General features: G+C 62.6%; 30 protein-coding genes and 1 pseudogene. 23 read left to right on the plus strand and 8 right to left on the minus strand.

What is annotated here, in order from left to right; translation table 11 throughout:
• The first annotated feature begins 25 nt into the window (after nucleotides 1-25).
• The 7 genes from ACYG9Z_RS27410 to ACYG9Z_RS27440 all read left to right on the plus strand — a co-directional run bounded on the left by ACYG9Z_RS27410 (nucleotide 26) and on the right by ACYG9Z_RS27440 (nucleotide 4,957).
• Complete coding sequence (locus ACYG9Z_RS27410; RefSeq protein WP_023684673.1) at nucleotides 26-733, plus strand: metal-dependent hydrolase; 708 nt, start codon at nucleotides 26-28, stop codon at nucleotides 731-733.
• Nucleotides 734-777: 44 nt separating this feature from the next.
• Entirely contained in the window at nucleotides 778-1,194 is a 417-nt protein-coding gene (locus ACYG9Z_RS27415) for a hypothetical protein (protein ID WP_023670998.1), read from the plus strand.
• A gap of 110 nt (nucleotides 1,195-1,304) precedes the next feature.
• Nucleotides 1,305-1,592 (plus strand): Asp-tRNA(Asn)/Glu-tRNA(Gln) amidotransferase subunit GatC, encoded by a 288-nt coding sequence (gene gatC, locus ACYG9Z_RS27420; protein WP_023670999.1) that lies wholly within the window; start codon nucleotides 1,305-1,307, stop codon nucleotides 1,590-1,592.
• A gap of 7 nt (nucleotides 1,593-1,599) precedes the next feature.
• On the plus strand, nucleotides 1,600-2,055 hold the full coding sequence (locus tag ACYG9Z_RS27425) for a GNAT family N-acetyltransferase (RefSeq protein ID WP_023726661.1): 456 nt from the start codon (nucleotides 1,600-1,602) through the stop codon (nucleotides 2,053-2,055).
• Complete coding sequence (locus ACYG9Z_RS27430; RefSeq protein WP_023752220.1) at nucleotides 2,055-3,620, plus strand: amidase; 1,566 nt, start codon at nucleotides 2,055-2,057, stop codon at nucleotides 3,618-3,620. The genes ACYG9Z_RS27425 and ACYG9Z_RS27430 overlap by 1 nt, the downstream gene beginning before the upstream one ends.
• A 1-nt stretch (nucleotide 3,621) precedes the next feature.
• Nucleotides 3,622-4,152: a hypothetical protein gene (locus tag ACYG9Z_RS27435; protein ID WP_023752221.1), complete on the plus strand. Its 531-nt coding sequence runs from the start codon at nucleotides 3,622-3,624 to the stop codon at nucleotides 4,150-4,152.
• A gap of 7 nt (nucleotides 4,153-4,159) precedes the next feature.
• The gene (locus ACYG9Z_RS27440; RefSeq protein ID WP_023752222.1) at nucleotides 4,160-4,957 is read left to right on the plus strand and encodes a YdcF family protein; all 798 of its coding nucleotides are present in this window, start codon (nucleotides 4,160-4,162) and stop codon (nucleotides 4,955-4,957) included.
• On the opposite strand, the gene ACYG9Z_RS27445 is transcribed toward ACYG9Z_RS27440, so the two are convergent.
• Complete coding sequence (locus ACYG9Z_RS27445) at nucleotides 4,906-5,649, minus strand: DUF599 domain-containing protein (RefSeq protein ID WP_023671004.1); 744 nt, start codon at nucleotides 5,647-5,649, stop codon at nucleotides 4,906-4,908. The two genes, ACYG9Z_RS27440 and ACYG9Z_RS27445, sit on opposite strands and share 52 nt — an antisense overlap.
• A 273-nt stretch (nucleotides 5,650-5,922) precedes the next feature.
• Between ACYG9Z_RS27445 and ACYG9Z_RS27450 the strand changes: the two genes are divergently transcribed.
• The 4 genes from ACYG9Z_RS27450 to ACYG9Z_RS27465 all read left to right on the plus strand — a co-directional run bounded on the left by ACYG9Z_RS27450 (nucleotide 5,923) and on the right by ACYG9Z_RS27465 (nucleotide 9,375).
• The gene (locus tag ACYG9Z_RS27450) at nucleotides 5,923-7,326 is read left to right on the plus strand and encodes an L-serine ammonia-lyase (RefSeq protein ID WP_023724370.1); all 1,404 of its coding nucleotides are present in this window, start codon (nucleotides 5,923-5,925) and stop codon (nucleotides 7,324-7,326) included.
• A gap of 78 nt (nucleotides 7,327-7,404) precedes the next feature.
• Complete coding sequence (locus ACYG9Z_RS27455) at nucleotides 7,405-7,842, plus strand: DUF1489 family protein (RefSeq protein WP_023752223.1); 438 nt, start codon at nucleotides 7,405-7,407, stop codon at nucleotides 7,840-7,842.
• A 103-nt stretch (nucleotides 7,843-7,945) separates the two neighbouring features.
• Nucleotides 7,946-8,677, plus strand: a complete 732-nt coding sequence (locus ACYG9Z_RS27460) for a hypothetical protein (RefSeq protein ID WP_023752224.1) — start codon at nucleotides 7,946-7,948, stop codon at nucleotides 8,675-8,677.
• Nucleotides 8,677-9,375 (plus strand): DnaJ domain-containing protein, encoded by a 699-nt coding sequence (locus ACYG9Z_RS27465; RefSeq protein WP_023752225.1) that lies wholly within the window; start codon nucleotides 8,677-8,679, stop codon nucleotides 9,373-9,375. The genes ACYG9Z_RS27460 and ACYG9Z_RS27465 overlap by 1 nt, the downstream gene beginning before the upstream one ends.
• Before the next feature lie 46 nt (nucleotides 9,376-9,421).
• Here ACYG9Z_RS27465 and ACYG9Z_RS27470 read toward each other — a convergent pair whose 3' ends face one another.
• Nucleotides 9,422-10,816, minus strand: a complete 1,395-nt coding sequence (locus tag ACYG9Z_RS27470; RefSeq protein ID WP_023748392.1) for a D-alanyl-D-alanine carboxypeptidase — start codon at nucleotides 10,814-10,816, stop codon at nucleotides 9,422-9,424.
• 68 nt (nucleotides 10,817-10,884) lie between these two features.
• On the opposite strand from ACYG9Z_RS27470, the gene ACYG9Z_RS27475 reads away from it, so the two are divergent.
• The 4 genes from ACYG9Z_RS27475 (at nucleotide 10,885) to clpA (ending at nucleotide 14,584) form a co-directional block, all read left to right on the plus strand.
• Entirely contained in the window at nucleotides 10,885-11,160 is a 276-nt protein-coding gene (locus tag ACYG9Z_RS27475; protein WP_156931558.1) for a hypothetical protein, read from the plus strand.
• Nucleotides 11,157-11,486 (plus strand): phasin family protein, encoded by a 330-nt coding sequence (locus tag ACYG9Z_RS27480; protein ID WP_023671011.1) that lies wholly within the window; start codon nucleotides 11,157-11,159, stop codon nucleotides 11,484-11,486. Before ACYG9Z_RS27475 ends, ACYG9Z_RS27480 begins: the two co-directional genes overlap by 4 nt.
• Nucleotides 11,487-11,761: 275 nt before the next feature.
• Nucleotides 11,762-12,088 carry an ATP-dependent Clp protease adapter ClpS gene (gene clpS / locus ACYG9Z_RS27485; protein WP_023671012.1) on the plus strand — a complete coding sequence of 109 codons (327 nt, stop codon included), beginning with the start codon at nucleotides 11,762-11,764 and terminating at the stop codon, nucleotides 12,086-12,088.
• 6 nt (nucleotides 12,089-12,094) lie between these two features.
• A complete protein-coding gene (gene clpA / locus ACYG9Z_RS27490; RefSeq protein ID WP_023684681.1) occupies nucleotides 12,095-14,584 on the plus strand; it encodes an ATP-dependent Clp protease ATP-binding subunit ClpA in 2,490 nt (829 codons plus the stop codon).
• Nucleotides 14,585-14,683: 99 nt separating this feature from the next.
• Here the strand turns inward: clpA and ACYG9Z_RS27495 are convergent, their stop codons facing one another.
• The 5 genes from ACYG9Z_RS27495 to ACYG9Z_RS27515 all read right to left on the minus strand — a co-directional run bounded on the left by ACYG9Z_RS27495 (nucleotide 14,684) and on the right by ACYG9Z_RS27515 (nucleotide 18,902).
• The gene (locus ACYG9Z_RS27495; protein WP_352811741.1) at nucleotides 14,684-15,781 is read right to left on the minus strand and encodes a phosphatase PAP2 family protein; all 1,098 of its coding nucleotides are present in this window, start codon (nucleotides 15,779-15,781) and stop codon (nucleotides 14,684-14,686) included.
• A gap of 118 nt (nucleotides 15,782-15,899) precedes the next feature.
• A complete protein-coding gene (locus ACYG9Z_RS27500; protein WP_023684683.1) occupies nucleotides 15,900-16,328 on the minus strand; it encodes an HIT family protein in 429 nt (142 codons plus the stop codon).
• Between the two features lie 96 nt (nucleotides 16,329-16,424).
• The gene (locus ACYG9Z_RS27505; RefSeq protein ID WP_023684684.1) at nucleotides 16,425-17,639 is read right to left on the minus strand and encodes a GNAT family N-acetyltransferase; all 1,215 of its coding nucleotides are present in this window, start codon (nucleotides 17,637-17,639) and stop codon (nucleotides 16,425-16,427) included.
• Between the two features lie 55 nt (nucleotides 17,640-17,694).
• A complete protein-coding gene (locus ACYG9Z_RS27510; RefSeq protein ID WP_023684685.1) occupies nucleotides 17,695-18,423 on the minus strand; it encodes a glycerophosphodiester phosphodiesterase in 729 nt (242 codons plus the stop codon).
• Nucleotides 18,424-18,437: 14 nt separating this feature from the next.
• Nucleotides 18,438-18,902, minus strand: a complete 465-nt coding sequence (locus ACYG9Z_RS27515; protein ID WP_023684686.1) for a RidA family protein — start codon at nucleotides 18,900-18,902, stop codon at nucleotides 18,438-18,440.
• Between the two features lie 138 nt (nucleotides 18,903-19,040).
• On the opposite strand from ACYG9Z_RS27515, the gene ACYG9Z_RS27520 reads away from it, so the two are divergent.
• The 6 genes and pseudogenes from ACYG9Z_RS27520 (at nucleotide 19,041) to tsf (ending at nucleotide 22,795) form a co-directional block, all read left to right on the plus strand.
• Nucleotides 19,041-19,871: a cell envelope integrity EipB family protein gene (locus ACYG9Z_RS27520; protein ID WP_023684687.1), complete on the plus strand. Its 831-nt coding sequence runs from the start codon at nucleotides 19,041-19,043 to the stop codon at nucleotides 19,869-19,871.
• 44 nt (nucleotides 19,872-19,915) lie between these two features.
• Entirely contained in the window at nucleotides 19,916-20,194 is a 279-nt protein-coding gene (locus tag ACYG9Z_RS27525; protein WP_023671020.1) for a DUF4031 domain-containing protein, read from the plus strand.
• Nucleotides 20,195-20,262: 68 nt separating this feature from the next.
• Nucleotides 20,263-20,594, plus strand: a pseudogene (locus ACYG9Z_RS27530) (LysE family translocator).
• Nucleotides 20,540-20,800 carry a LysE family translocator gene (locus tag ACYG9Z_RS27535; protein WP_280938670.1) on the plus strand — a complete coding sequence of 87 codons (261 nt, stop codon included), beginning with the start codon at nucleotides 20,540-20,542 and terminating at the stop codon, nucleotides 20,798-20,800. Before ACYG9Z_RS27530 ends, ACYG9Z_RS27535 begins: the two are co-directional and overlap by 55 nt.
• A 177-nt stretch (nucleotides 20,801-20,977) precedes the next feature.
• Nucleotides 20,978-21,766, plus strand: coding sequence for a 30S ribosomal protein S2 (rpsB, locus tag ACYG9Z_RS27540; protein ID WP_023671022.1), 789 nt, complete (start codon nucleotides 20,978-20,980; stop codon nucleotides 21,764-21,766).
• Between the two features lie 108 nt (nucleotides 21,767-21,874).
• A complete protein-coding gene (gene tsf, locus ACYG9Z_RS27545; RefSeq protein WP_023684688.1) occupies nucleotides 21,875-22,795 on the plus strand; it encodes a translation elongation factor Ts in 921 nt (306 codons plus the stop codon).
• Nucleotides 22,796-22,828: 33 nt separating this feature from the next.
• Here the strand turns inward: tsf and ACYG9Z_RS27550 are convergent, their stop codons facing one another.
• Nucleotides 22,829-23,755, minus strand: a complete 927-nt coding sequence (locus tag ACYG9Z_RS27550) for a LysR family transcriptional regulator (protein ID WP_023684689.1) — start codon at nucleotides 23,753-23,755, stop codon at nucleotides 22,829-22,831.
• Between the two features lie 99 nt (nucleotides 23,756-23,854).
• Between ACYG9Z_RS27550 and ACYG9Z_RS27555 the strand changes: the two genes are divergently transcribed.
• Complete coding sequence (locus tag ACYG9Z_RS27555) at nucleotides 23,855-24,382, plus strand: nuclear transport factor 2 family protein (protein WP_023752226.1); 528 nt, start codon at nucleotides 23,855-23,857, stop codon at nucleotides 24,380-24,382.
• A 34-nt stretch (nucleotides 24,383-24,416) separates the two neighbouring features.
• Entirely contained in the window at nucleotides 24,417-25,526 is a 1,110-nt protein-coding gene (locus ACYG9Z_RS27560; RefSeq protein ID WP_023745113.1) for an aldo/keto reductase, read from the plus strand.
• The last annotated feature ends 52 nt before the right edge of the window (nucleotides 25,527-25,578 follow it).

Raw genomic sequence — 25,578 nt, forward strand, 5'->3', positions numbered from 1 at the left:
CAACCAAAATCGAGGAACACGATCGATGAAATTGACCTGGTACGGACATTCCGCCTTCCGCGTCGAGACATCAGGCGCGACCATCCTGATCGACCCCTATCTCGTCGGCAACCCATCATGGACGAGCGGCTGGGAGGGGCCGGCGGAAGGCGTCACCCATGTGCTTCTGACCCACGGCCACAGTGATCATGTCAGCGGCGCGGTGGAGGTGCTGAAGAAGAGCGGCGCCCAGCTGGTCGCCAATTACGAGATCTGCATGTACCTGGTCGGCAAGGGCGTCGACGGCAAGAAGATCAATCCCGGCAATCATGGCGGCACCGTCGATTGCGGTGCCTTCACCACCACATTCGTGCAGGCACTGCATTCCTCGTCGTTTGGGCTCGATGGCGGCCAGAACGTCTACCTCGGCAATCCCAACGGGCTGGTCCTGCATTTCCCGGAGGACAAGACGCTCTACCATATGGGCGACACCGACATCTTCTCCGATATGGCGCTGATCGAGGAATTGCATGAGCCGAAGATCGGCCTCGTGCCGGTCGGCGACCGCTTCACCATGGGCGGCGCGGTGGCGGCCCTGGCCTGCCGGCGCTTCTTCCACTTCGACACCGTCGTGCCATGCCACTTCGGCACCTTCCCGATCATCGACGCGACGGCGGAGAAGTTCGTGGCCGGCCTCGAAGGATCAGGTGTCGACGTAGCCTTGCCAGCCATCGGCCAAACGATCACACTATAGAGCGATCGTTGAAACGATCCCTTGTCGCAAAGGGGAATTAAACCATGGGTTTGAGAGAGACTCTTTGCGTTTCGATGCTGGTCGCTGCGTCGCCCGCATCCGCCGCCGAGGACTTCATCAAGGGCGTTTACCTCCAGACCCAGGAGCTTTGCGCGCAAGCCAAAAAGGACACGCTGCAGACGCTGATTGACACCGGCAATGTCATCTTGTCGGCGGACGGCCTGCAAAGCGTCGAGTATAATTGCGAGTTCGTCCAGGTCACCAAGGCGACGCGCTCGCCGAGCTGGGCGGTCACTGCCATCTGCCAGGAGCCGGGCTTTCTCTTTCCCGATATACTGTCGATCACGCAGATGAACGCGACCCAAATCGACATCGTCTCGGTGCGCCCGACCGCCGACGAAGGCGAGCAGGCCGGCAATGGCGGCAGCTATTATCTGTGCGAGGGTGTATCGCTGCCCTAGGCTGAAATGCCGCCCTGGCATGAACGGGCTCTATCCCCAAGCACGATCGATGTTGCGCGGCACGCGCCACGCCGCTATAGCGCCATCTGGTTTTCCCAAAGGCTAAAGACATGTCCGTTGATCTGCAAACTGTGAAGCGCGTCGCGCGTCTCGCCCGCATTGCGGTGAGCGAGGAGGATGCCGAGCGCATGACCGGCGAGCTGAACGCCATTCTGGGCTTTGTCGAGCAGCTGAACGAGGTCGATGTCTCCGGCGTCGAACCGATGACATCGGTGACGCCGATGGAGATGAAGAAGCGCCAAGACATCGTCACCGACGGCAACAAGGCTGCCGATATCGTCGCCAACGCGCCGGCCACTGACGAGAATTTCTTCCTCGTGCCGAAGGTCGTGGAGTAGCTGGCCGATGGCAATCGAGATCGCCGTCGAAACGCCGCTGCAGGACGATGTCCGCGCTTTGGTCGAGGAGCTCAACGCGACGCTGCTCGAACTGACGCCGCCGGAGCATTGCTACCATCTGACGGTCGAGCAGATGGCTGGCGACGACACCACCGTGTTCATCGCCCGCGACGACGGGCAAGCCATCGGTTGCGGCGCGCTGAAGCGCCATGACGCCCGCGTCGGTGAGGTCAAGCGCATGTACACGCGGCCCTCGCATCGCGGCAGGAAGATCGGCGCCAAGATCGTCGAGCATGTCGAAACGCTGGCGCGCAGCGAAGGGCTGAAGCGCCTGGTGCTTGAAACCGGCGACCGCCATCCCGCCGCCTGGACCGTCTACGAACGCGCCGGCTTCTCGCGCTGCGGGCCGGTGCTGGATTATCCCGATTCCGAGTGGTCGGTGTTTTACGAAAAGAGCCTTTGATGAGCGGATTGACCCATCTGACAATTTCGCAGGCGCGCGCCAAGCTGCGCGCCAAGGAGATTTCGGCCGTCGAAATCACCGAGGCCTATCTCGGTGCCATCGAGCGCGCCAATCCGGTGCTCAATGCCTACATCGTCGTCACCGGCGACAAGGCGCGCGATATGGCCAAAGCTTCCGACGCCAGGCTCGCCAAGGGCCAGGGCGGTGCGCTGGAAGGCATCCCGCTCGGCATCAAGGACCTGTTCGGCACCGAAGGTATCCACACCCAGGCCTGCAGCCATGTGCTGGACGGCTTCAAGCCGCGCTACGAATCGACCGTCACCGCCAATCTGTGGGCAGACGGCGCCGTCATGCTGGGCAAGCTTAACATGGACGAGTTCGCCATGGGCTCGTCCAACGAGACCTCCTATTACGGCCCTGTCGTCAATCCGTGGCGGCGTTCGCGCCTCGACACGGTGGTGATGCCGACCACGCATCAGGGCGATGGCGGTTTCGTTTCGGCCGGCGGCACCAAGACCGCGCGCACGCTGGACAATGCCCAACTGGTGCCGGGGGGCTCGTCGGGGGGCTCGGCTTCCGCCGTCTCGGCTTTCCTGTGCGCCGGCGCCACCGCCACCGACACCGGCGGCTCGATCCGCCAGCCAGCCGCCTTCACCGGCACCGTCGGCATCAAGCCGACCTATGGCCGCTGCTCGCGCTGGGGCATCGTCGCCTTCGCTTCGTCGCTCGATCAGGCCGGCCCGATCGCCCGGGACGTGCGCGATGCCGCGATCATGCTGAAGTCCATGGCCTCGGTCGACCCCAAGGACACCACTTCCGTCGACCGGCCGGTGCCGGATTACGAGGCGGCGATCGGCAAACCGATCAGGGGCATGAAGGTCGGCATTCCCCGGGAATACCGCGTCGACGGCATGCCGGAAGAGATCGAGGCGCTGTGGCAGAAGGGCATTGCCTGGCTCAGGGATGCCGGCGCCGAGATCGTCGACATCTCGCTGCCGCACACCAAATACGCTTTGCCGGCTTATTATATCGTTGCGCCCGCCGAAGCGTCATCCAATCTGGCGCGCTATGACGGCGTCCGCTACGGCCTGCGCGTGCCGGGCCAGGACATTGTCGACATGTACGAAAAGACCCGAGCCGCCGGGTTCGGTCGGGAGGTCAAGCGTCGCATCATGATCGGCACCTATGTGCTGTCGGCAGGCTATTACGATGCCTACTATCTGCAGGCGCAGAAGGTGCGCAATTTGATCAAGCGCGACTTCGAGACGGTTTTTGCCGACGGCGTCGACGTCATCCTGACGCCGGCGACGCCGTCGGCCGCCTTCGGCATCGCCGACGAGGACATGGCCGCCGATCCGGTGAAAATGTACCTCAACGACATTTTCACGGTGACCGTGAACATGGCCGGACTGCCGGGCATTGCCGTGCCAGCCGGCCTCGATGCCAAGGGACTGCCGCTCGGCCTGCAGCTGATTGGCCGTCCCTTCGACGAGGAAACCCTGTTCCAGACAGCCGCCGTCATCGAGCAGGCGGCGGGAACCTTCCAGCCGGAGAAGTGGTGGTAGCATGCCGCCTCCGTCTCGCATTTCCATCGTCGAGACGGGAAACGAACTGCTGATCACGAACCCGCCACGCACCTCGGATTTCAGGACAGTCTTTGTCCTGATCGGGGCCGCGATCGTCGCCTACACCGGCTACATGGGATTGACGGATATGTCGTCCGCAACGCTCACCAGCGGCACGCTCGGCCTGCTGTCCTTCGTGGCGGTCATTGCCCTCTTCACCTATTTACTGGGCAAGGATTTCATCTGGCGGGTGTTCGGCAGGGAAACCCTGCGGCTGACCGACACCGCAGCCGTGCGCTCGGTGAGGGGTTCTTTGCGAAATCGGTGGTCACTGCCTTTGAAAGGGCATCTTAGGGTCGAAATCCTCGACCACACCTATCCCACGGACGAAGTGGAACTGTCGGAAGTCATCAGCTTAACCAACGCGAACGGCGTGCTTGTTTTCGGCAGGGAGTTAAGCCGCCTCGAAGCGGAAGCGGTAGCGAATGCGGTCGAGCACTTCATCGGCCGTCACAATTTGAGCTGGAGATAGGCAGGCAATGTTCTTCTATCTCTCCAAGATATTCTGGTTCTTCGTCCAACCACTCAACCTGGCGATCTTCCTGCTGCTTGCCGGCTTGCTCGCGGCGCTGATCGGCCGCCGGCGATTGGCGGCGACGGGCAGTGTGTTCGCCTTCCTGATTCTGGCGCTGTCGGCCTGGACGTCGCTTGGCGCCATGATGCTCAATCCGCTCGAAGAGCGCTTCCCAAAGCCGCCGCTGCCGCGGAAGGTCGACGGCATTGTCGTGCTCGGCGGCGGCTTCGAGGGCGCCATCAACTTGGCGCGCGGCGGCTATGAGCTGAATTCGGGCGGCGACCGCATGGTCGAGGCGGCGATCATTGCCCGGCGCTTTCCCGAGGCGAAAGTGGTTATCTCCGGCGGCACCGGTGAACTGTTCATCAATGGCGAGGGCGATGCGGCCACCGCGCCGCGCCTGCTCGGTGCGCTTGGCGTCGACGCCGATCGCCTGATGCTCGAGAACAAATCCCGCAACACCTATGAGAATGCGGTCTTCACCAAGGAACTGGTAACGCCGAAACCGGGCGAGACCTGGCTGCTGGTGACCTCCGCCTTCCACATGCCGCGCGCCAAGGCGCTGTTCGACAAGGCCGGCTTTCAGACGGTCCCGTGGCCTGTCGACTATCGCACCTCGGGCAAGGAAGGCTTTGGCCTGTTTCGCGACAACGCACCCGATTCGCTGCAGACCACGACCATGGCGATCCGCGAATGGATCGGGCTCGCCGCCTATTGGCTATCGGGCCGGATCGACCAGCTTTTCCCCGGCCCGGGCGGCTGACCGATCACCGCTTGTCGCGCCGCTGAAAAGAACTGGCGCCGCACCAGCACCGCCAGAAGCAGCAGCGTCGACAGCACGAACACGATCGGGTCGACGAACCAGCCGAGATAGCCGATCGAGAAGAACACCGCGCGCAGCCCTGAATTGAAGTGCTTGCCGGCCAGCATGTTCATGCGCGCCGCGCGCCACACCGCCGTTTCGCTGACCGGGTTGCGTGACGCCTCGCCATAGGGGATCGGCACCGCGCCGATCAGGATCGTGCAGTAGTTGAAGAGACGGTAGGCCCAGCCGAACTTGAAGAAGGCGAAGGCCAGGATCAGCACCAGGCCAAAGACCTTGATCTGGAAGGCGGAGCGCGATGAGGTCGCGTTCAACGGCAGGTCGTTCAGCACGGCAAGGACCTGATCCGAGGCGCCAAGCAGCGCGAAACAGCCACCGAGCGCAATCAGCGAACTGGAGGCGAAAAAGGCGGTGCCTTGCTGCAGGCCGCTCATGATGGCGGTGTCGACGATGCGGATTTCGCGCTCGGCCATGGTGCGCATCCAGGCCTCGCGCTGCACGTTCATGGCCATCGTCAACGACACCCGGCTGACCAGTCTGCCGTCGGACGCCAGCGTATGCAGCAACCAGGCGAGCAGGAAGAAAGCCAGCGCCGCCAGATCGGCCGTCGACAGGTGGAAGGAATCGCCCATGCCCCCTTTTACCACAGGCAAAGCGGTCAGTTCGATGCTCCAAAGCATGTCGCCCAGAAGTGAGCTTCGGTTCTGGGACAACGACATGCATTAAAACAAGAACTTAAAGCGCGTCGCATGAATCCGTTTTCAGCGCGACGCGCTTTAAGCCGGTGATGTCGCTGCCGGAGCAAACAAGGTCGGCAGGTGCAGCGCCGCAATCCGCAAAACAGCACAAACATCATGGAAAGTCCTATATGTAGGCCTTGATCTCATTTCCGGAGACGGCGCAGCGTGTTTCTTTCGGTTTTCGACCTGTTCAAGATCGGCATCGGACCGTCGAGTTCGCACACGATGGGACCGATGACGGCGGCGCGGCGGTTTCTCGACGAGATCGCCGGAGATGACTGGCCGCGCCCGGCCGGCGTCAAGGTCGATCGCATTGGCGCCAGCCTGCACGGCTCGCTCGCCTATACCGGTATCGGCCATGGCTCGGATCGCGCCGTTGTCCTCGGCCTTGCTGGCCTGACACCGCAGACGGTCGATCCCGATCAGGTCGAGGGCATCGCCACGCGCATCGCAGCCGAGAAGCGGATATCGCCCCGCGGCCATCCCTCCTACCGCTTCGATCCGGCGACGGATCTGGTGCTCGACCGCAAGACGTCGCTCACCGGCCACGCCAACGGCATGGCCTTCTACGCTTACGATGCCGGCGACCGGCTGCTGCTCAAGCGCATCTATTATTCCATCGGCGGCGGCTTCGTGGTGTCCGAGGAAGAGCTGCAGCGGATAAAGGTGAAGGGCTCGGTGACCACAGAAGGCAAGAAGGTGCCCTATCCCTTCAAGAATGCCGTCGAGATGCTGAAGATGGCAGGCAAAAGCGGCCTGTCTATCGCCGACATGAAGCGCATCAATGAAGAGACGCATATGTCGCGCGAGGAGCTCGACAGCGGCCTCGATGCGATCTGGGGCGCTATGAAGGGCTGCATCGACCGCGGCCTGTCGCAGGACGGCATCATGCCGGGCGGGCTGAAAGTGCGCCGTCGTGCCCGCATGCTGCACGACAAGCTGCAGGAGCAATGGCAGCAGAACAAGCCCAACCCTTTGCTGGCCAATGACTGGCTGTCGATCTACGCCATGGCGGTGAACGAAGAGAACGCCGCCGGTGGACGCGTCGTCACCGCGCCGACCAATGGCGCGGCCGGCACATTGCCGGCTGTGCTGCGTTACTGGCTGCATTTCCACCCCGAGGCCGACCAGCCGAGCATCCGCGACTTCCTGCTCACGGCGGCCGCCGTCGGCGGCATCATCAAGACCAATGCCTCAATCTCCGGCGCCGAGGTCGGCTGCCAGGGCGAGGTCGGTTCGGCCTCGGCGATGGCTGCCGCGGGTCTCTGCGCCGTGATGGGCGGCACGCCCGAGCAGGTCGAGAACGCCGCCGAAATCGCGCTCGAACATCATCTCGGCATGACTTGCGATCCGGTCGGCGGTCTGGTCCAAGTGCCTTGCATCGAGCGCAACGCGCTCGGCGCCGTCAAGGCGGTCACCGCCGCCTCTCTGGCGATCAAAGGCGACGGCGTCCATTTCGTGCCGCTCGACGCCGCGATCGAAACAATGCGCCAGACGGGCCTCGACATGAACGAGAAGTACAAGGAAACCAGCCTTGGTGGGCTCGCCGTCAATGTCGTGGAATGCTGACCGTGCAACGCCACTGGCACTGTGGAGAAGTCGGGCAGGGCCGTTGACGCAATCGCGCGCCGGACTAAACCTTAAGCGATGGCACTCAATCTCCTAAAACTGTGCGTCGGTTGCGACAGCGTCGAGGACCTCGAAGAATGGATCGCCTTCCGCCTCGATGAGCGCCGCCGCGCCGGCGAACCCGCCGAGCACTGGCACACCACCCGCATGGTGCCTACGCGCGGCGCCGAGGTCACCGATGGCGGTTCGCTTTATTGGGTGATCAAGGGCAGCGTGCAATGCCGCCAGCTGATCACTGATATCAGGCCCTTCACGGACGATGAAGGCATCGGCCGTTGCCGCCTGATGCTCGACCTCGACGTGGTGCGCACCGACTGGCAGCCGCGCCGCGCCTTCCAGGGCTGGCGTTATCTCAGACCTTCGGATGCGCCCGCCGATATCGGCAAGGGCAAGGCCGGAATGGTCGAGATGCCGCCGAAACTGAAGCGCGAGCTCGCCGATCTGGGCTTGCTGTAGAGCCAAGGGCGCGGCCGCTTCTCCCAGAGCGTCGAGCGCTGGCCCTTCATCTTGTCCAAGGCTGGACTTGCAAGGGGCCCGACAACGCCACATCTTGCTTCTTATGAGCGACAAGAAGCAGCGCGTGCCCGCAAGGGCCAGTCCTGCGCCGGTCAAGCCTCAATCCAATGCCGGCGAGATCGACGCCTTCATCCGTCAGGCCCGGACGCTTGCCGCGTCCGCGACCGGCTCCGGGCGGCTGATCCTTGCGCTCGACGCCACGATGAGCCGCCAGCCGACCTGGGATCTCGCCACCAAGCTGCAGGGCGAAATGTTCGACGCCGTCGGCAAGGCCGGAACTCTCAGCGTCCAACTGGCCTATTTTCGCGGGTTGGGCGAGTGCCGCTCGTCGGCTTTTGTCGCCGATACTGATGCCCTGAAGCAGCTGATGACGCGGATCGACTGCCGTGCCGGCCACACCCAGATCGGCAAGGTGCTGGCGCATGCGCTAAAGGAAACGGCGGCGGCCAAGGTCAACGCTCTGGTCTATATCGGCGACGCCATGGAAGAGGATATCGACGAGCTGGCGCAGAAGGCCGGCAGCCTCGGTCTGCACGGCGTTCCCGTCTTCGTCTTCCAGGAAGGCCATGATCCCGGCGCAGAAAAGGCGTTCAAGGAGATTGCGCGGCTGTCCAAAGGGGCTTGGTTCCGATTTGATCGGCGGGCTGCCGCGACCTTGGCCGGGCTGCTTTCGGCGGTTGCCGTCTATGCGACCGGCGGATTGAAGGCGCTCGAGGCAAGGGACAGGCCGGGAGACCGGCTGCTGATCGAGCATCTCAGGGGCGGCGGGAATTGATGGGCGCTATCATTGCACTTGTTGCACTTTTTCTGGTGCTGCTCGGCGCGGCGACGATCTTTGTCCGCGCCGATGCGCAAAGACTGGCAAGCGGCATGCGCACGCTCGGGCCGGTGCTTCTGGCGCTGGTCGGGCTTGCCGTTCTGGTGGTCGGGCGCGAAGGCATTGCCGGCCTCATCCTGGCCGCGGCCCTTGCCTGGTACGGTTCGATGCGAATGAAGCGGCCGTCGGTCGGGCCGGCGCCCGGCAAGCGCTCGACGGTGCGGACCGCCGCACTGGAAATGGAGCTTGATCACGATACGGGCGGGCTTGAAGGCCTGGTTCTGGCCGGCCGCCATGAAGGCAAGATGCTGGGCGCGATGGGCCTGGCCGAGCTGCAGCAGCTTTACCGCGAACTCCCCGGCGACCCGGAGAGCCGCCAGCTCCTAGAGACGTATCTTGACGGCCGTTTTCCCGTCTGGCGCAAAGACGCTGAGGCGAACGGTGGCGAAGGGCTGGGTGTTGCGCCAGGTGCGGGCGCCATGACTAAGGAGGAGGCCTACAAGATCCTTGGTCTTGAAGCGGGGGCCGCCGCGGCGGATGTCCGCAAGGCGCACCGCCGCCTGATGCAGCGCCTGCACCCCGACATCGGCGGCACGTCTTTCCTGGCGGCGCGGATCAACGAAGCCAAGGACGTCTTGCTCTCCAATCACAACTAGTCTCCTTCGACGCAGTAAATTTCCGGGAGATGGTTCCGACGCCGCCCTACTGTTGGACGGCGTAGCAGGCGATTTTCTTTTTCTTCAGGGCATTGCAGGCATTCCAGGCCGCGTCCTTCGAGCGGAAGCCGCCGAACCGGGCGCGGTAATAGGTCTCGCCATCCTTTTCGAAGGCGACGGTGAAACCGGAAGCAGCCCCAAGAACTTTGGGCGCCTGCTTGGCGGTCTTGTCGAGGAAAGCCTGGGCTTCGGACTGCTTGGGCGACGACGCCACCTGCACCGCCCAACCAGCCGGCACCGAGGCCGTGTTGACCGGGTCGACCGCCTGTGGGGATACAGGCGTGGGTTCGGCATAGGCAGCCACAATCTGCGCAGTTTCGACCTTCGGCGCCGTCACGATGACGGTCTTGACCTTCCTGGTCTTGACGACGGGGGCGGGCTCTTCGACCGCGGCCACCGTCTGTTCGTCGGCAGACTGGCCTTCAGCAGACTGCTCGTCAGCGGATGTCGGATCGTCATTGGACGCTACGGCATCGTCTTCAACGATCGGCTTGCCATCCGGCGTCGGCGCGTCATGCTTGGGCAGGAAGACCTTGGCCAGCGCCTTGACCGGATTGTCGCCGCCGGCCTTGGCGACCAGGGCGCCGCCGCCGCGGGTCGATGCGCGCGGCATGTAGGCGTTGATCAGGCCGGCCATCTGGTTGTCGCGGCTGCGCCCCGAAGTGCCGCCCATGACGACGGCGACGAGGCGGCGGTTGCCATCCGAAACCGACGAGACGAGGTTGAAGCCGGAGGCGCGGGTATAGCCGGTCTTGATGCCGTCGACGCCCTTGATGCGGCCGAGCAGACGGTTGTGGCCATTGATGCGCTGGCGGCCGTAAAGGAAGGAGCGCTGCGAGAAATAGCCGTAATACTGCGGATAATGTTCCCTGAGCGCTATGCCGAGCATCGCCATGTCGTGGGCGGTTGTGAACTGGCCGGGATCGGGCAGGCCGTTGGCATTGCGAAACACGGTGCCGTCCATGCCGAGCGCGCGCGCCTTGGCGGTCATCATGCGGGCGAAATTGCTTTCGCTGCCGCCGAGCAGTTCGCCGAGCGCGGTCGCCGAATCATTGGCCGACTTGGTCACCATCGACAGGATGGCGGTTTCGACCGAAACCGCTCCGCCCGCCTTGACGCCGAGCTTGGTCGGCGGTTCGGCCGCCGCTTTGGCCGAGAACGGCACGGGCGTGTTCCTGCTGATCCGGCCCTTCGCCATGGCCTCGAAGGTCAGATAGAGCGTCATCATCTTGGTCAGCGACGCCGGGTAGCGCCGGCCGTTGGCATCGGACGAATAAAGCACCTTGCCGGTCTTGGCGTCGACGACGATCGCCGAAGACCTGGCGGCCATCGAGGACGCGGCATCCGCAACGACAAATGACATCGCCAAAGCGAGGATCATGATCGTTTTGAGGGAAGATGCGGATTTTGAACCGAAGACCGACAACGCCTGACGCACTGATAGTTCCTTTGAAACTCATTGCCATGGAGGCGGCAAAGGGATCCGACCTCACTTGTCGTCAAACTATCGCGGCCAGCGTTACCAATCCGTTTATGGTAACCGGCGCGTTCACCATTTTCCTCGGGCTTGAGCCTTTCTTTATTCGAATTTTAGCTGTTGCCGGCGCAGCGCGGCCTGATGCCGCTGTAATCTTGACTTTTGTGCAGCGCACAATATATTCTCGTGCATTGCACAATTGCGCTCAGGCAAGGGCGCTTCAAAACGCCAAGGGAAACGTCAAATGACCCAGACCTACGAGGACTTCTCGAAATACGGCAAGGAGTTTGCCGATACCGGATTGAAGAGCTTCACCTCGCTCTCCAAGGGCGCGCAGGCGATCGCCACCGAAGCTGGCGAATACACCAAGAAGAGCTTCGAAGCCGGTAGCGCCGCGGTCGAAAAGCTGTTCTCCGCCAAGTCGCTGGAAAAGGCGGTCGAGATCCAGTCCGACTTCGCCAAGCAGAGCTATGAGAGCTTCGTTGCCGAGGCGACCAAGTTCGGCGATCTCTATGCCGATCTCGCCAAGGAGGCTTACAAGCCCTTCGAATCGATTGTCGCCAAGGCGAAGTAATTTCGCTCGAGAATACCAGGCACGGCCTTTCGGGCTTGCAAAACAGACCCGGTCGCGGATGCGCGGCCGGGTTTTTTCATGCCGGTTCAATTCCGGGGCTTTGGCGGTTCACGATTTTGAAAATCGCCTCGGTTTCCCCACCTAGCCATATTGTCAGCTAACAAGAAGGGCTTAAAATCGTCCATCGAACACCTACATATCGAACTCGCATGGGGATTCGAAAGAGGCAGGACTACGTGACTTCAGGTTTGACTGCCACGACAAGCGTGGTGCGGATGCAAAGTGACGGCGACGGCAATGAGGCCGGTCGCGGCACAGCCGTCATTACGCGCACGAAGACCAAGACCAAGAAGCCCAGCCTTTACAGGGTCCTCATCCTCAACGACGACTACACGCCCATGGAGTTCGTGGTTCACGTCCTGGAGCGTTTTTTTCAAAAGGACCGCGAAGCCGCCACACGCATCATGCTTCATGTTCACAATCATGGGGTGGGAGAGTGCGGGGTCTATACATTCGAGGTGGCCGAGACCAAAGTGTCTCAGGTCATGGATTTCGCCCGACAGAATCAGCATCCGCTGCAATGCGTGATGGAGAAGAAGTGAGGTAACATGCCGGCTTTCTCCCAAGGCCTGGAAAAGGCGCTTCACCAGGCGCTGACGCTCGCCAATGAGCGGCACCATGAATATGCAACCCTAGAACATCTGCTGCTCGCCCTCATCGACGACACTGAGGCGGCCGCCGTTATGCGCGCCTGCAACGTCGATCTCGACGAGCTGAAGCACACCGTTCTGACCTATATCGACACCGAACTCGACAATCTGGTCACCGGTTACGATGAGGATTCCAAGCCGACCGCCGGCTTCCAGCGCGTCATCCAGCGCGCCGTGATCCATGTGCAGTCATCCGGCCGCGAGGAAGTGTCCGGCGCCAACGTGCTCGTCGCCATCTTTGCCGAGCGCGAGAGCCATGCCGCTTATTTCCTGCAGGAACAGCAGATGACCCGCTACGACGCGGTCAACTACATCTCGCACGGCATCGCCAAGCGCCCCGGCGCATCGGAGACGCGCTCGCCGCGCGGCGCCGATGACGAGCAGGGCGGCCAGAACGGCGCCGAGCCGCAGGAGGAAGGCGGCAAGAAGAAGCAGCAGCAGGATGCGCTGACGGCTTATTGCGTCAACCTCAACAACAAGGCCAAGGCCGGCAAGATCGATCCGCTGATCGGCCGCGAGAGCGAAATCAACCGCACCATCCAGGTGCTGTGCCGCCGCTCCAAGAACAACCCGCTCTATGTCGGCGATCCCGGCGTCGGCAAGACGGCGATTGCCGAAGGCCTGGCCAAGCGCATCGTCGAGGGCGATGTGCCCGAAGTGCTGCAGGACGCCACCATCTTCGCGCTCGACATGGGCACGCTGTTGGCCGGCACGCGCTATCGCGGCGATTTCGAAGAGCGGCTGAAGCAGGTCGTCAAGGAGCTCGAGGATTATCCGGGCGCCGTGCTGTTCATCGACGAGATCCACACCGTGATCGGGGCCGGCGCCACGTCAGGCGGCGCGATGGATGCGTCGAACCTGTTGAAGCCGGCGCTGTCTTCGGGAGCCATCCGCTGCATCGGCTCGACCACTTACAAGGAGTTCCGCCAGTTCTTCGAGAAGGACCGCGCTCTGGTGCGGCGCTTCCAGAAGATCGACGTCAACGAGCCGACCATCGAGGACGCCATCGAGATCATGAAGGGCCTCAAGCCCTATTATGAGGAATTCCACAAGGTGAAGTTCACCAACGAGGCGATCAAGGCTTCGGTGGAACTGTCGGCCCGCTACATCAACGACCGCAAGCTGCCGGACAAGGCGATCGACGTGATCGACGAGACCGGCGCCTCGCAGATGCTGGTGCCGGAAGCCAAGCGCAAGAAGACGATCGGCATCAAGGAGATCGAAGCCACGATCGCCACGATGGCCCGCATCCCGCCGAAGACGGTTTCGGCAGACGACGAGAAGGTGCTGCAAGGCCTCGACATCGAGCTGAAGCGCGTCGTCTATGGCCAGGACACCGCCATCACCGCGCTGACCTCGGCGATCAAGCTGGCGCGTGCCGGCCTGCGCGAACCGGAAAAGCCGATCGGCTCCTACCTGTTCTCAGGCCCGACCGGCGTCGGCAAGACCGAAGTCGCCAAGCAGTTGGCTGCCTCGCTCGGCGTCGAGCTGATCCGCTTCGACATGTCGGAATATATGGAACGCCACACCGTCTCGCGGTTGATCGGCGCGCCTCCCGGCTATGTCGGCTTCGACCAGGGCGGTCTGCTTACCGACGGGGTCGACCAGCATCCGCACTGCGTGCTCTTGCTGGATGAAGTCGAGAAGGCGCATCCGGACCTGTTCAACATCCTGTTGCAGGTCATGGACCACGGCAAGCTGACCGACCACAACGGCAAGCAGATCGACTTCCGCAACGTCATCCTGATCATGACCACCAATGCGGGCGCATCGGATGCGCAGCGCGCGGCGATCGGTTTCGGATCGACCAAGCGCGAAGGCGACGATGTCGAGGCCATCAACCGGTTGTTCACGCCGGAGTTCCGCAACCGTCTCGATGCGATCATCCCGTTCGGCTCTCTGCCGGTCCCGGTCATCCACCAGGTGGTGCAGAAGTTCGTCATGCAGCTCGAGGCCCAGCTCTCCGAGCGGGGCGTCACCTTCGACCTGTCGTCCGACGCGATCGCCTGGCTGGCCGACAAGGGCTATGATGAGCGCATGGGTGCGCGGCCGCTCGGCCGGGTCATCCAGGAGCACATCAAGAAGCCGTTGGCCGACGAGGTGCTGTTCGGCAAGCTCAAGAAGGGCGGCACGGTGCGCGTCACCGTCGAGAAGAAGGAAACCGGCGAAACCGGCCTGAAGCTCGAATCACTGGCCGACGAAGCCCCGGTGCAGCCGAAGCAGGAGCCGGAAGAGACGCCGAAAGCCCGCAAGGCGGTGGCCAAGAAGCCCGTCGCCAAGAAGGCGGTGGCGCAGAAGCCTCAGCCCAAGGGCAAGGACGAGCCTGAGCCCAAGGGCAAGGATGGCGGCAAGCGCAGCCTGGTGCCGCAACTGCCGCGCAAGAGCTGAAAGGTTCGCCTATGAAGGGCCCGGTGACGGGCCCTTTTTTCATTGGCTGGCCGGTTTGCCGACACAGCGCCCCTGCTTTTCAGGGCAGATGTTGTTAGGTCAGGCGGCGACGCCCTCGGGTGCAAACTTGCCCAGGAAGTACCCGCACGCCTTCCAGATGGCGATCGAAATCAGAACGCTCGCATAGCCATCCACGGCATAATGCCAGCCAAGGACGACCGAGCCGACCATGATGATTGCGGCGAATGCCCACATCAAAAGGCCGGCCAACCGTGAGCGGCGTGTTGCATAAAGCGCGAAAAGCACCGCCATCGCTACATGCATGGACGGGAAGGCGGATATGCCGAGACTGCCTGGCGTCGCCCCGATATAGCCGCTCCACACAATGTCCTGCGTGCTGAGCGCCCAGATCGGATAGATGCGATCGGCGGCGGCGAGTGCTTGCATCAGGGAATGATAGTCGCTGCCCAGCCCCAGTCGCTCGTAAAAGCACGGCCCTGCCGAAGACAGGCCCATCGCCAGGAAAAAACCCGCCAGTATCCACACGAGCATGAAGCTCATCAGGAACTGGTGACGCAGCTTCGTGTCCGTGCGCGTGATGCAAGCGATGAAGACCGAGGCGATAAGGACGACGAACCAGGAATTGTAAGCCAGGTTGAACGATCTTACGGCGAGCGGCGACTGGACGATAAACCACAGCCATTCATGGGGCGCTCGGCCGAAATGCAGCACCCGGTCGGCCTGAGCCAATGCGTGATCCCATGCGAATGGCGAAAGGATCGCGACCGCGCCTTTCAACACACCGAAAGCGGATATGAGCGCAATGCACGCGGCCAGACCATTCAGGCTGTTGGCGTTGCGCTCGGCGTCGCCGAAGACGCCGCCGATCGATCGCAGAAAAGTGCCGAGCGGCTCAGGATCCCGCTTGATGAGTGCAAGGTGAAAAAAGCTGCCGAGTGCGAAGGCGCAGCCACCGATCCAGAAAGCGAAAAGAAGGTATTGGGAATAGTCTTCCAGCACGCCGAAATCCGGCATGTTTCCGGTGCGCAGGCCGACCGCGGCTGCCAAAAGCAGGGCAGCGATGGCCATCGCGTGCAGCAGGCGGTGTCGCCGGTACGCGTCCGCCAAGGTGCGCAGAAAGGCCCGCCCGGCAGCTGCTTTTACCAACGGCTCTGATGTCGCAACCGAATGTTCCACGATTTTGAAAACCCAAACGCATCCCGGTACGGAGCACGTTATCACGGCGTGGTTTGATATTTTCCTAACCGACGTGGTGGATTGTGGCTGAGCGCATCGCCCTGAGGCGCGCGCCACCTCAACCGTTCAGCGCTGCTCGGATCTTCGCCGCGTTCTCCGTCAGCACTTCGGGCTTCTCCATCTGCCCCGTATGCGGCTTGAGCGCGATGCCTTCGAACCGCGGGATGACATGGACATGTAGGTGGTAGACGGTCTGGCCGGACGCCGGTTCGTTGAACTGCAGGATGGTGACCCCGTCAGCGCCGAAAGCCTTTTTGACCGCCAGCGCGACCGTTTGGACCGTGGTGAACAGCCGGCCGAGCGTCGCGGGATCGGCATCGAGCAGATTGCGCGACGGTGCTTTGGGCACCACCAGCGTGTGACCGGGGCCTTGCGGCATCACATCCATGAAGGCGACCACGGCATCATCCTCGTAGATGCGGTGCGAGGGGATTTCGCCGCGCAGGATCTTTGCGAAGATATTGCTGGGGTCGTAGGCCTCGGTCATGGCGGCGCTCCGGGAGTATGCTCCCGGTGTAGCGAAGCTGTCCTGGACCGGCAAGATGGTCAGGTAAGATGGTCAGGCGAGGGCAGGCGCGGATCGCTATTCCTCAAGATCCTTGCGGAACGGCGTATGCTCTTCCAGAATTTCGCCCATCCGCTCGACCTCGCGCCGCTCACGCCGGAGATAATCGGCCACAGCATTGCGCAGGCCGGGATGTGCGATGTAGTGCGCCGAATGCATGGTCACGGGACGATAGCCGCGCGCCAGTTTGTGCTCACCCTGCGCGCCGGCCTCGATCACCTTCAGCTTGCGCTCGATGGCGAAGTCGATGGCCTGATGGTAGCAGACTTCGAAATGCAGGAACGGGTGGTCCTCGATGCAGCCCCAATTGCGGCCGTAGAGCGCATCGGAGCCGATGAAGTTGATGGCGCCGGCGACATAGCGGCCATTGCGCTTGGCCATGACCAACAGGATGTCCTGGGACATGCGCTCCCCGATCAGCGAGAAGAACTTGCGGTTGAGATAGGGCCGGCCCCATTTGCGGCTGCCGGTATCCATGTAGAAGGCGAAGAAATCGTCCCAGGCCTTTTCGGACAGGTCCTTGCCGGTGAGCCGGTCGATCGAGATATCGTTGGCGAGCGCCTCGCGCCGCTCCTTCTTCATCGCCTTGCGCTTGCGCGATGCCAGCGTGGCGAGGAAATCGTCATAGGTCGAAAAGCCTTCGTTGAAGAAGTGGAACTGCTGGTCGGTGCGGTGCAGGAAGCCGGCTGCTTCCAGCGTTGCAACGTCGCTTTCACTGGCGAAGGTGACATGCGCGGACGACACGCCGAGCTTTTCCGTCACCGCCTTCAGGCCCGCTGCGAGACCGGCCTTCACAATGGCGCTGTCCTCGCCCTTGCTGACCAGCAGGCGAGGGCCGGTGACCGGAGAGAACGGCACGGCGCATTGCAGTTTCGGATAGTAGTTGCCGCCGGCGCGTTCGAACGCATCGGACCAGCCGTGGTCGAAGACATATTCGCCCTGGCTGTGCGATTTGAGATAGCAGGGCACGGCGCCCAGCAATCTGCCTTGGGCATTTTCCAGTCTGAGATGATGACCTTGCCAGCCGGTACGCCGCACGGCGCAGCCGGAATCTTCAAGCGCGCTCAGAAAAGCATATGAAACGAGAGGGTTATAGCCATTTTCTGTGTCGCTGCGGGTTGTGCCGGTAAAGCCGTTCCACTCGTCGCAGGTGAAGGCATTGATGCCGGCGGCGACGCGGATGGAAAACTCCGCATTCGCCGTTTGCCCGTCGCCTTCATCACCCTGATCCATGGGGCTTATTTAAGCTCTGTCGGGGCCGCTACAAGTCACGTTTCAGGCACTTCCATCAGGCGACATTGACCAGATCGGGTTCGAACCCTTCGAACGTCATCTGGTCGGCGTATTTGAAAGTGAGATCCACCGCCGGCTGGTCATGCACAGTCCAGGTGATGACAGGCATTTTAAGCCTTTCGCGCACGAAGCTGACGAACGGGTTCGGCAGATCGCCCGCGGCATAGGAGGTGAAGGCGAGGTCATGCGCCAGCATGGCGAAATGCGCCTCGATCAACTGGTTGTCCTTGCCATAGGCAGTGAGCCCGCCCGGAATTCCTGGCGCATCCCTGGGGAAATCGCGGACCAGCCAGTGGTCGAACGACATGATCGCCGCCTTGCCCTTGTAGCGCTCCAGCATCTTGCCGACGCTTGCCACCAAGCCCTCGTCGTAACCGGGCACACCCTTCAGTTCGACAACCATCGGCACACGGCCGTCGACCAAGTCGAGCGCTTCTTGCAGTGTCGGCACATGGTCCTTGGTGCCGCCGATCCTGAGCGCCGCCAGTTCCGCTGCCGTGCGCTGCCAGACGAAGCCGTCCTGGCCGGTCAACCGCCTGAGATCGCCGTCATGAATGATGACGGGGACGCGGTCGGACGACAAATGCACGTCGCATTCGATCGCATAGCCGCGCTCGGCGGCAGCAGCGAAGGCCGACAGCGTGTTTTCCCAGCGCGTCTTGTTCATGTCGTGAAAGCCGCGATGCGCCACCGGGCGGGCGGTCAGCCAGGAAAGGTCGGTCATTGTCTTGGTCCTGCTCATGCGACCTCGAAGACGGCTTCGATTTCCACTGCGGCATTAAGCGGCAGACAGGCGGTGCCGACGGCGGAGCGGGCATGCTTGCCGCGCTCGCCAAGGGCTGCGACCAGGAAATCGGAGGCGCCGTTGGCGACCAGATGCTGCTCGACGAAATCCGGCACTGATGCAACAAAGACGGTGATCTTGACCAGCCGCTGGATTTTTTCGAGATCGCCAAGTGCTGCTTTTGCCTGGGCCAAGACATTGATTGCGCAGTACTTTGCGCCTTCCTTGCCGGTTGCGGTATCGACGTCGCGGCCGAGCAGGCCGCTTGCCTGCAGCTTGCCGTCCTTGAGCGGCAACTGCCCGGCGGTGAACAAAAGATTGCCGGACCTGCAATAGGGCACATAGTTCGCGGCGGGCGCTGCGGCGGCAGGTATCGTCACGCCGAGATCGCTTAGCCGCTTTTCGATTGTTTCACTCATCGTATTTCCCTATTGCTTGGAGACGCCGCGCTGGCCGGGCCGAAATTGCTATTTTTGCCTCGCTTCCGCCACGACTTTTTTTAAGCTGGACCATCTTTACCTGCGGCCTGCCATCAGCTGCGACGATCGGAGCCCCTTATGCGCGCAACGCGCCTTGCCTTCCACGCCGTTCTCGTTCCGGTGCTTTTCTCGATGGCTCCAGCCTTTGCCGTGCCGGCGCTGCAGGCGCATCGCGCCGTCTACGATCTTACCCTCGACAAGGCGTCGGACCGCTCGGGCATCACCGGCATTTCCGGCCGCATGGTCTATGAGTTCAACGGCTCGCCCTGCGAGGGCTATACGGTAAAATTCCGTTTCGTCACCCAGATCGCCACCGGCGACAACACCAGGCTGACCGACCAGCAGACGACCACGTTCGAGGACGCCGAAGGCAAGACCTTCTCGTTCGTGACCAAATCCTTCGTCGACCAGAACCTAGACAAGGAGGTCAAGGGCACCGCCACGAAAGAGACCAAGGGCCTCAAGGTCGACATCGACAAGCCCGAGAAGAGCAGCCTGGAACTCGCCGCCACCCAGTTCCCGACCCAGCATCTGGTCGAACTGATCGGCAAGGCCGAGAAGGGCGAGAATTTCTACGAAACCAGCCTGTTCGACGGTTCGGAGGATGCCAACAAGGTGATGACCACCACCGTCATCGTCGGCAAGAAGGCCGAGGGCGACAAGGCCGACCCCGAAGCGCCGGCGCTGGCCAAGCTTGCCGGCGACAAATACTGGCCGGTCGACATCGCCTATTTCGACGAGACCGACAAATCGGGCGAAGAGGTGCCGGAATACCGCATCAGCTTCAAGCTGCACGAGAACGGCATCACCCGCGACCTCACAATGGACTATGGTGAGTTCTCGATGACCGGAAAGCTGGTCAACCTGTCGCTGTTCGATCAGACCAAGCCTTGCCCGGTCTCGAAATAGCAACAATGCGGCGCTGGCCACGGCAGGCTTGATGGCAGTTCCCGATGGCGGTCTATGTCGATGCGGCGATCTGGAAATGGGCCGGCCATCGCTGGTGCCACCTGATGGCCGACGATACGGACGAACTGCATCGTTTCGCCGCCGAACTTGGCGTCAAGCGTTCGTCCTACCAGGGGCCGCCCAGGACATCGGCGCCGCACTATGACATAACCGGCTTCGAGCGCGACCGCGCGGTGCGGCTCGGCGCCATCGAATGCAGCCGCGAGGAGATCGTTGCGATCTTCAGGCGCGTACGGGTACCCAACGGAAAGGGCCGATCGTGACGCTAATGGCATTCCTGGCTTATTGCCTTGCCATCACACTTGCCGCCGCCACGCCGGGACGACCGGCGATGTTCACGGTGATCACCAACGGCGTGGCACGCGGCTTCCTGCGTGCGTTCGTCGCCGGAATGGGCATTGCCGCCGGTGATGCCGTGCTGGTCACCTTGGCACTGCTCGGGCTGGTGGCGCTGGCCCAGACCTCGAATGGGTGTTTCTCCTGTTGAAATACGCCGGTGCGGCCTACCTGATTTTCCTCGGCATCAAGATGTGGCGGGCCGCGGCCGCGCAATCGGCCGCGCAAGGAATCCCCCAAACCGGATTGTCGCGTTCCTGCTTGGCGCCTCCGTGGCGCTCGGCAACCCGAAGGCGATCCTGTTCCACGCCTCGATCATGCCGCTGATCCTCAACCTCGACACCATGACGTTTGCCGACGGCCTGCTGGTGGTGGCAGTCGTCGTCGGCGCCAATATTCTCACCATGGGCATCTACGCCGCGCTGGCGGGGAGGGCATCCGGCTGGTTCAGGACGCCCGAACGCATGCGGCTGATTAACCGGTTCGCCGGCAGCGCCATGATCGGCACCGGAGCGCTGATTGCCGCACGCTGAGCGATGAAGCACCTCACCGCTTGCGTTTGCAGCGCTTCCCCTCTATATGCGCCCTCATTCCACACACGGACTTTGGTGTCTGCCCGGGAGAAATCCGGCTGAAACCTCCGGTGGCGTTCGAGGACAAAGTCCAAAAATGCCTGTGTCCGTGGAGGCTAACCGGAAAAGGAACTAAGAATGGCACTGCCTGATTTCAGCATGCGCCAGCTTTTGGAAGCTGGCATTCACTTCGGCCACCAGACCCACCGCTGGAACCCGAAGATGGCGCCTTACATCTACGGCGCCCGCAACAACATCCACATCATCGACCTGTCGCAGACGGTGCCTTTGCTGCACCAGGCTCTGAAGCAGGTTTCCGACACCGTTGCCAAGGGCGGTCGCGTGCTGTTCGTCGGTACCAAGCGCCAGGCTTCGGATATCGTCGCTGACGCGGCGCAGCGTTCGGCCCAGTATTATGTCAATTCGCGTTGGCTCGGCGGCATGCTGACCAACTGGAAGACGATCTCGAATTCGATCCAGCGCCTGCGCAAGCTCGACGAGATGCTGGCCGGTGAGGCCCAGGGCCTGACCAAGAAGGAACGCCTGAACCTCGACCGCGAGCGCGAGAAGCTCGACAAGGCGCTCGGCGGTATCAAGGACATGGGCTCGACCCCCGACCTGATGTTCGTCATCGACACCAACAAGGAAGCGATCGCCATTCTCGAGGCCAAGCGCCTCGGCATTCCGGTCGTTGCCATCATCGATTCGAACTGCGATCCGGACAAGATCGACTTCCCGATCCCCGGTAATGACGACGCGGCGCGCGCCATCCAGCTCTATTGCGACCTGATCGCCAAGGCTGCCATCGACGGCATCGCCCGCCAGCAGGGCGCGCTCGGCGTCGACATCGGCGCCTCGGTCGAAGCTCCGGTCGAACCGGCGCTTGATCCGGCTCCGGCCCCGGCTGCGGACGCTCCGGAAGCTTGACAATCGAAGGCCGGTTGCGGCCTTCATCATTCTCACATTTGGCACGCTAGACGGACGCATCACCGATTACCGGTGGTGCGTCGGTGCATTTGAAACAAAGAGGCGACAATGAGCATTTCGGCTGCACAGGTCAAAGAACTCCGCGACTTGACCGGCGCGGGCATGATGGACTGCAAGGCGGCGTTGACGGAGACCAACGGCAACATCGAAGAGGCCGTCGACTGGCTGCGCAAGAAGGGCATTTCCAAGGCCGACAAGAAGGCTGGCCGTACTGCCGCCGAAGGCCTGATCGGCGTCGACTCCGGCGTCCGCGAGGCCGCCATCGTCGAGGTTAACTCCGAGACCGATTTCGTGGCCCGCAACGAGCAGTTCCAGGAGATCGTTCGCAATGTCGCCAAGGTCGCGCTTGCTTATGGCACGACGGAGGCTGTCTCTGCCGCAAAGTATCCGGGTTCGGACAAATCGGTCACTGACACCATCAAGGACGCCGTTGGCACCATTGGCGAAAACATGAGCTTCCGCCGTTCGGCCAAGCTCACCGTCCCGCACGGTGCTGTCGCAACCTACGTCCACAATGCGGTTGCCGATGGTCTTGGCAAGCTCGGCGTTCTGGTCGCGATCGAGACCACGGGCAATGAGCATGCCGCGAACGCCTTTGGCCGCCAGGTCGCCATGCATGTCGCCGCCACCAACCCGCTGGCGTTGACCGCCGAGCAGATCGATCCGGCAGCGGTCGAGCGCGAGAAGGCGATCTTCGCCGACCAGGCGCGCCAGTCCGGCAAGCCGGAAGCGATCATCGAAAAGATGGTCGAAGGCCGCCTGCGCAAGTTCTACGAGGAAGTCGTGCTCCTCAAGCAGGCCTTCGTGCTCAATCCCGACATCACTGTCGAGCAGGCGCTGAAGGATGCCGAGAAGGACATCGGCGCTCCGGCCAAGATCTCCGCCTATCTGCGCTTTGCGCTGGGCGAAGGCATCGAAAAGGAAGAGACCGATTTCGCGGCGGAAGTCGCCGCGGCGGTGAAGAAGTAGTTTTAAAAATAGCCCCGAAAAGGGCTTCTCAGCTCAGGCAACTCGGCCGGGTGTCCGCAAGGATGCTCGGCCGATTTCTTGTGCGGTGTCGATGAAGGCCCTGAGCTTTGGCGCCGTCGACGCCCTGCGCGGGAAGTAAAGGAAGAGGCCGGGCTCCTCGATCGCCGTTTGCGGCAGGATCTGAACGAGGCGGCCGGCGGCCAATTCCGCGCGCACCAGCGGCTCGAACACATAGGTCAGCCCGACGCCGGCAAGCGCAAGGTCGATCGCGGCCAGCGAATCGGTGACGATGACCGTACCCTTCGTCTCGGCCACGACATCCTTGCCGTCCTCGGTCAGGTCCCAGCGATAGAGTGCGCCGGAGCGCACAAGCCGGTAGCCGATGCAATTGTGGTCCGAAAGATCCGCCACACCGCGCGGACGGCCATGCCGGCCGACATAGGCGGGGGAGGCGACGATCACGGCGTTGAATGGCGGCGTCAGCCGGACCGTGACCATGTCCTGTGCGATCATCTCGCCCAGCCGGATGCCGGCATCGAAACCCTCGCCGACAATGTCCACCAGCCCCTGGTCGGTGAGCAATTCGATGGTCACATCAGGATAGCGTTCAGCCATCGCGGCGGCCACGGGAGTGACGGCAAGTGGAACGGCGATGTTGGGAACGTTCAACCTGAGCAAGCCGGAGGGCCGGCCCTTGATGGCTCGGATGCGGTCCATCCGGTCGGCGATATCCTGGAGGGCAGGGGCTGCCGTGTCCACCAGCGCCTTGCCGGCTTCCGTCAGCGAGACGCTGCGCGTGGTGCGCGCAAACAGCGGCTGGCCGATCCGCTCCTCCACGAGGCGCACCGCATGGCTGACGGCGGATGGGGACATGCCCAGTTCGGCCGCAGCAAGCGCAAAGCCGCCGCGTCGGGCAACGGCGACGATGACAGGCAAATGACTGAGCAGATCCCGGTCCATTCATGCATGATATCGCATAGTCCTTGCGAACACTTCAATCTTCTCGATGCCGACAGGCTGACCCATATTGCCATCACCGATGCACAAAGGAGAAGAGAGATGGATGCCTTGAAACACGCTACCTTCGCCGCAGCCCTTGCTCTGGCGCCGGCTGATGCCGGCGGCGCCGAGCCGTCCGGTTGGCGCGCGCTCGCCGACGAACGCGCCGTCATCCGCATCGCCGATGCCATCGACCGTGCCGTCGATGCGCAGGACTGGAAGCTTGCCCGCTCCTATTTCGCCGACCGTGTCACCGTCGACTTCAGCAGCCTGTCAGGACAGCCTGCCGCCACCATCCCCTCCGACGATCTGATCGGTACCTGGGCCGGCAACCTCAGGGGCAGCAAGACCAGCCTGCATCTGCGCACCAATCACCAGGTGATCTTTGAGGCGGACGCGGCGACCGTCTCTTCGAACGGCTATGCCTGGAACCGGATGGAAGGCAATGGCGACCCGCTGTGGGAAGTCTGGGGCACCTACGAGCACCATCTGGTTCGCTCCGGGACCGGCTGGAAAGTCGACGGCTTCGTTTTCCGCGCCACGCATGAGCGCGGCAATCCCTGGGTCAAGATGACGCCTGGCCAGTGAGCCGGCGTCAAGAAATCAGGATAGGAAAAACACCATGACCATGAGCTATTACACACTGGGCAACAGCGGCCTGCGCGTCAGCCGGCTGGCACTGGGCACCATGACCTTTGGCACCGAATGGGGCTGGGGCGCGGACAGGGAAACCGCGCGCGCCATGGCCGACGCCTATGTCGAGGCCGGCGGCAATTTCTTCGACACCGCCGACCTCTACACCGGCGGCACAGCCGAAACCTGGCTCGGCGAATTCATCGCCGAGCGAGGCTTGCGCGACAGAGCGGTGATCGCCACGAAATTCACCTTCAACGCGGAGCCCGGCAATCCGAACGCCGGTGGCAATGGCCGCAAGAACATCTTGCGCGCCGTGGACGCCTCGCTGAAGCGGTTGGGCACTGACTATATCGACCTCTACCTCCTCCATGTCTGGGACGGGCTGACGCCGGCCGAGGAGGTCATGCGCACGATGGATGATCTCGTGCGTGCGGGCAAAATTCGCCATGTCGGCCTGTCCGATGTGCCGGCCTGGTATGCTGCCCGCGCGCAGACGATCGCCGAGTGGCGCGGCTACGAGCCGGTGTCGGCCTTGCAGCTTGAATATTCGCTGGCGGAGCGTTCGATCGAAAATGAGTTCGTGCCCTTCGGCACCCGCCATGGCGCAGGAATCATGGTGTGGAGCCCGCTGGCCAGCGGGCTGCTCAGCGGCAAGTACCGGCCGACGCAGGAAGGCCATGCCGGCCGGCTCGACGGCTTTCGCAACACCACTCATCCGGGGTTCCAGAAGTTCACCGAGCGCAACTGGGCGATCGTGGCGGAGCTCGAAAAAGTTGCCGCCGAACTCGGACGCAGCATGGCGCAGGTCGCGCTCAACTGGGTGGCAACGCAACCGGGCATCGCCACCGTGATTCTTGGCGCCACCAAGCTGGCGCAGTTGCAGGACAATCTAGCGGCGTTGGATTTCACTTTACCCGCCGAGCTTCGCGCGCGGCTGGATACGGTCAGCAAGACACCGCCGCCATTCCCGTACGCCTATTTCGGTTCCGACATACAAGCCCGGGTTACCGGCGGCGCCGTGACCGGCGACAAGCCGTTGGGTTATGCGCCGCCGCTGCTGGTCGAGGGCGACGCCGTCAGCATCACCAGCAACTGACGGGCCGCGACGGGAAGGCGGAATTGGGCTAGGGGCGCCGCGTGACATCGCG

It is taken from the genome of Mesorhizobium sp. RSR380A (genome assembly GCF_054719385.1).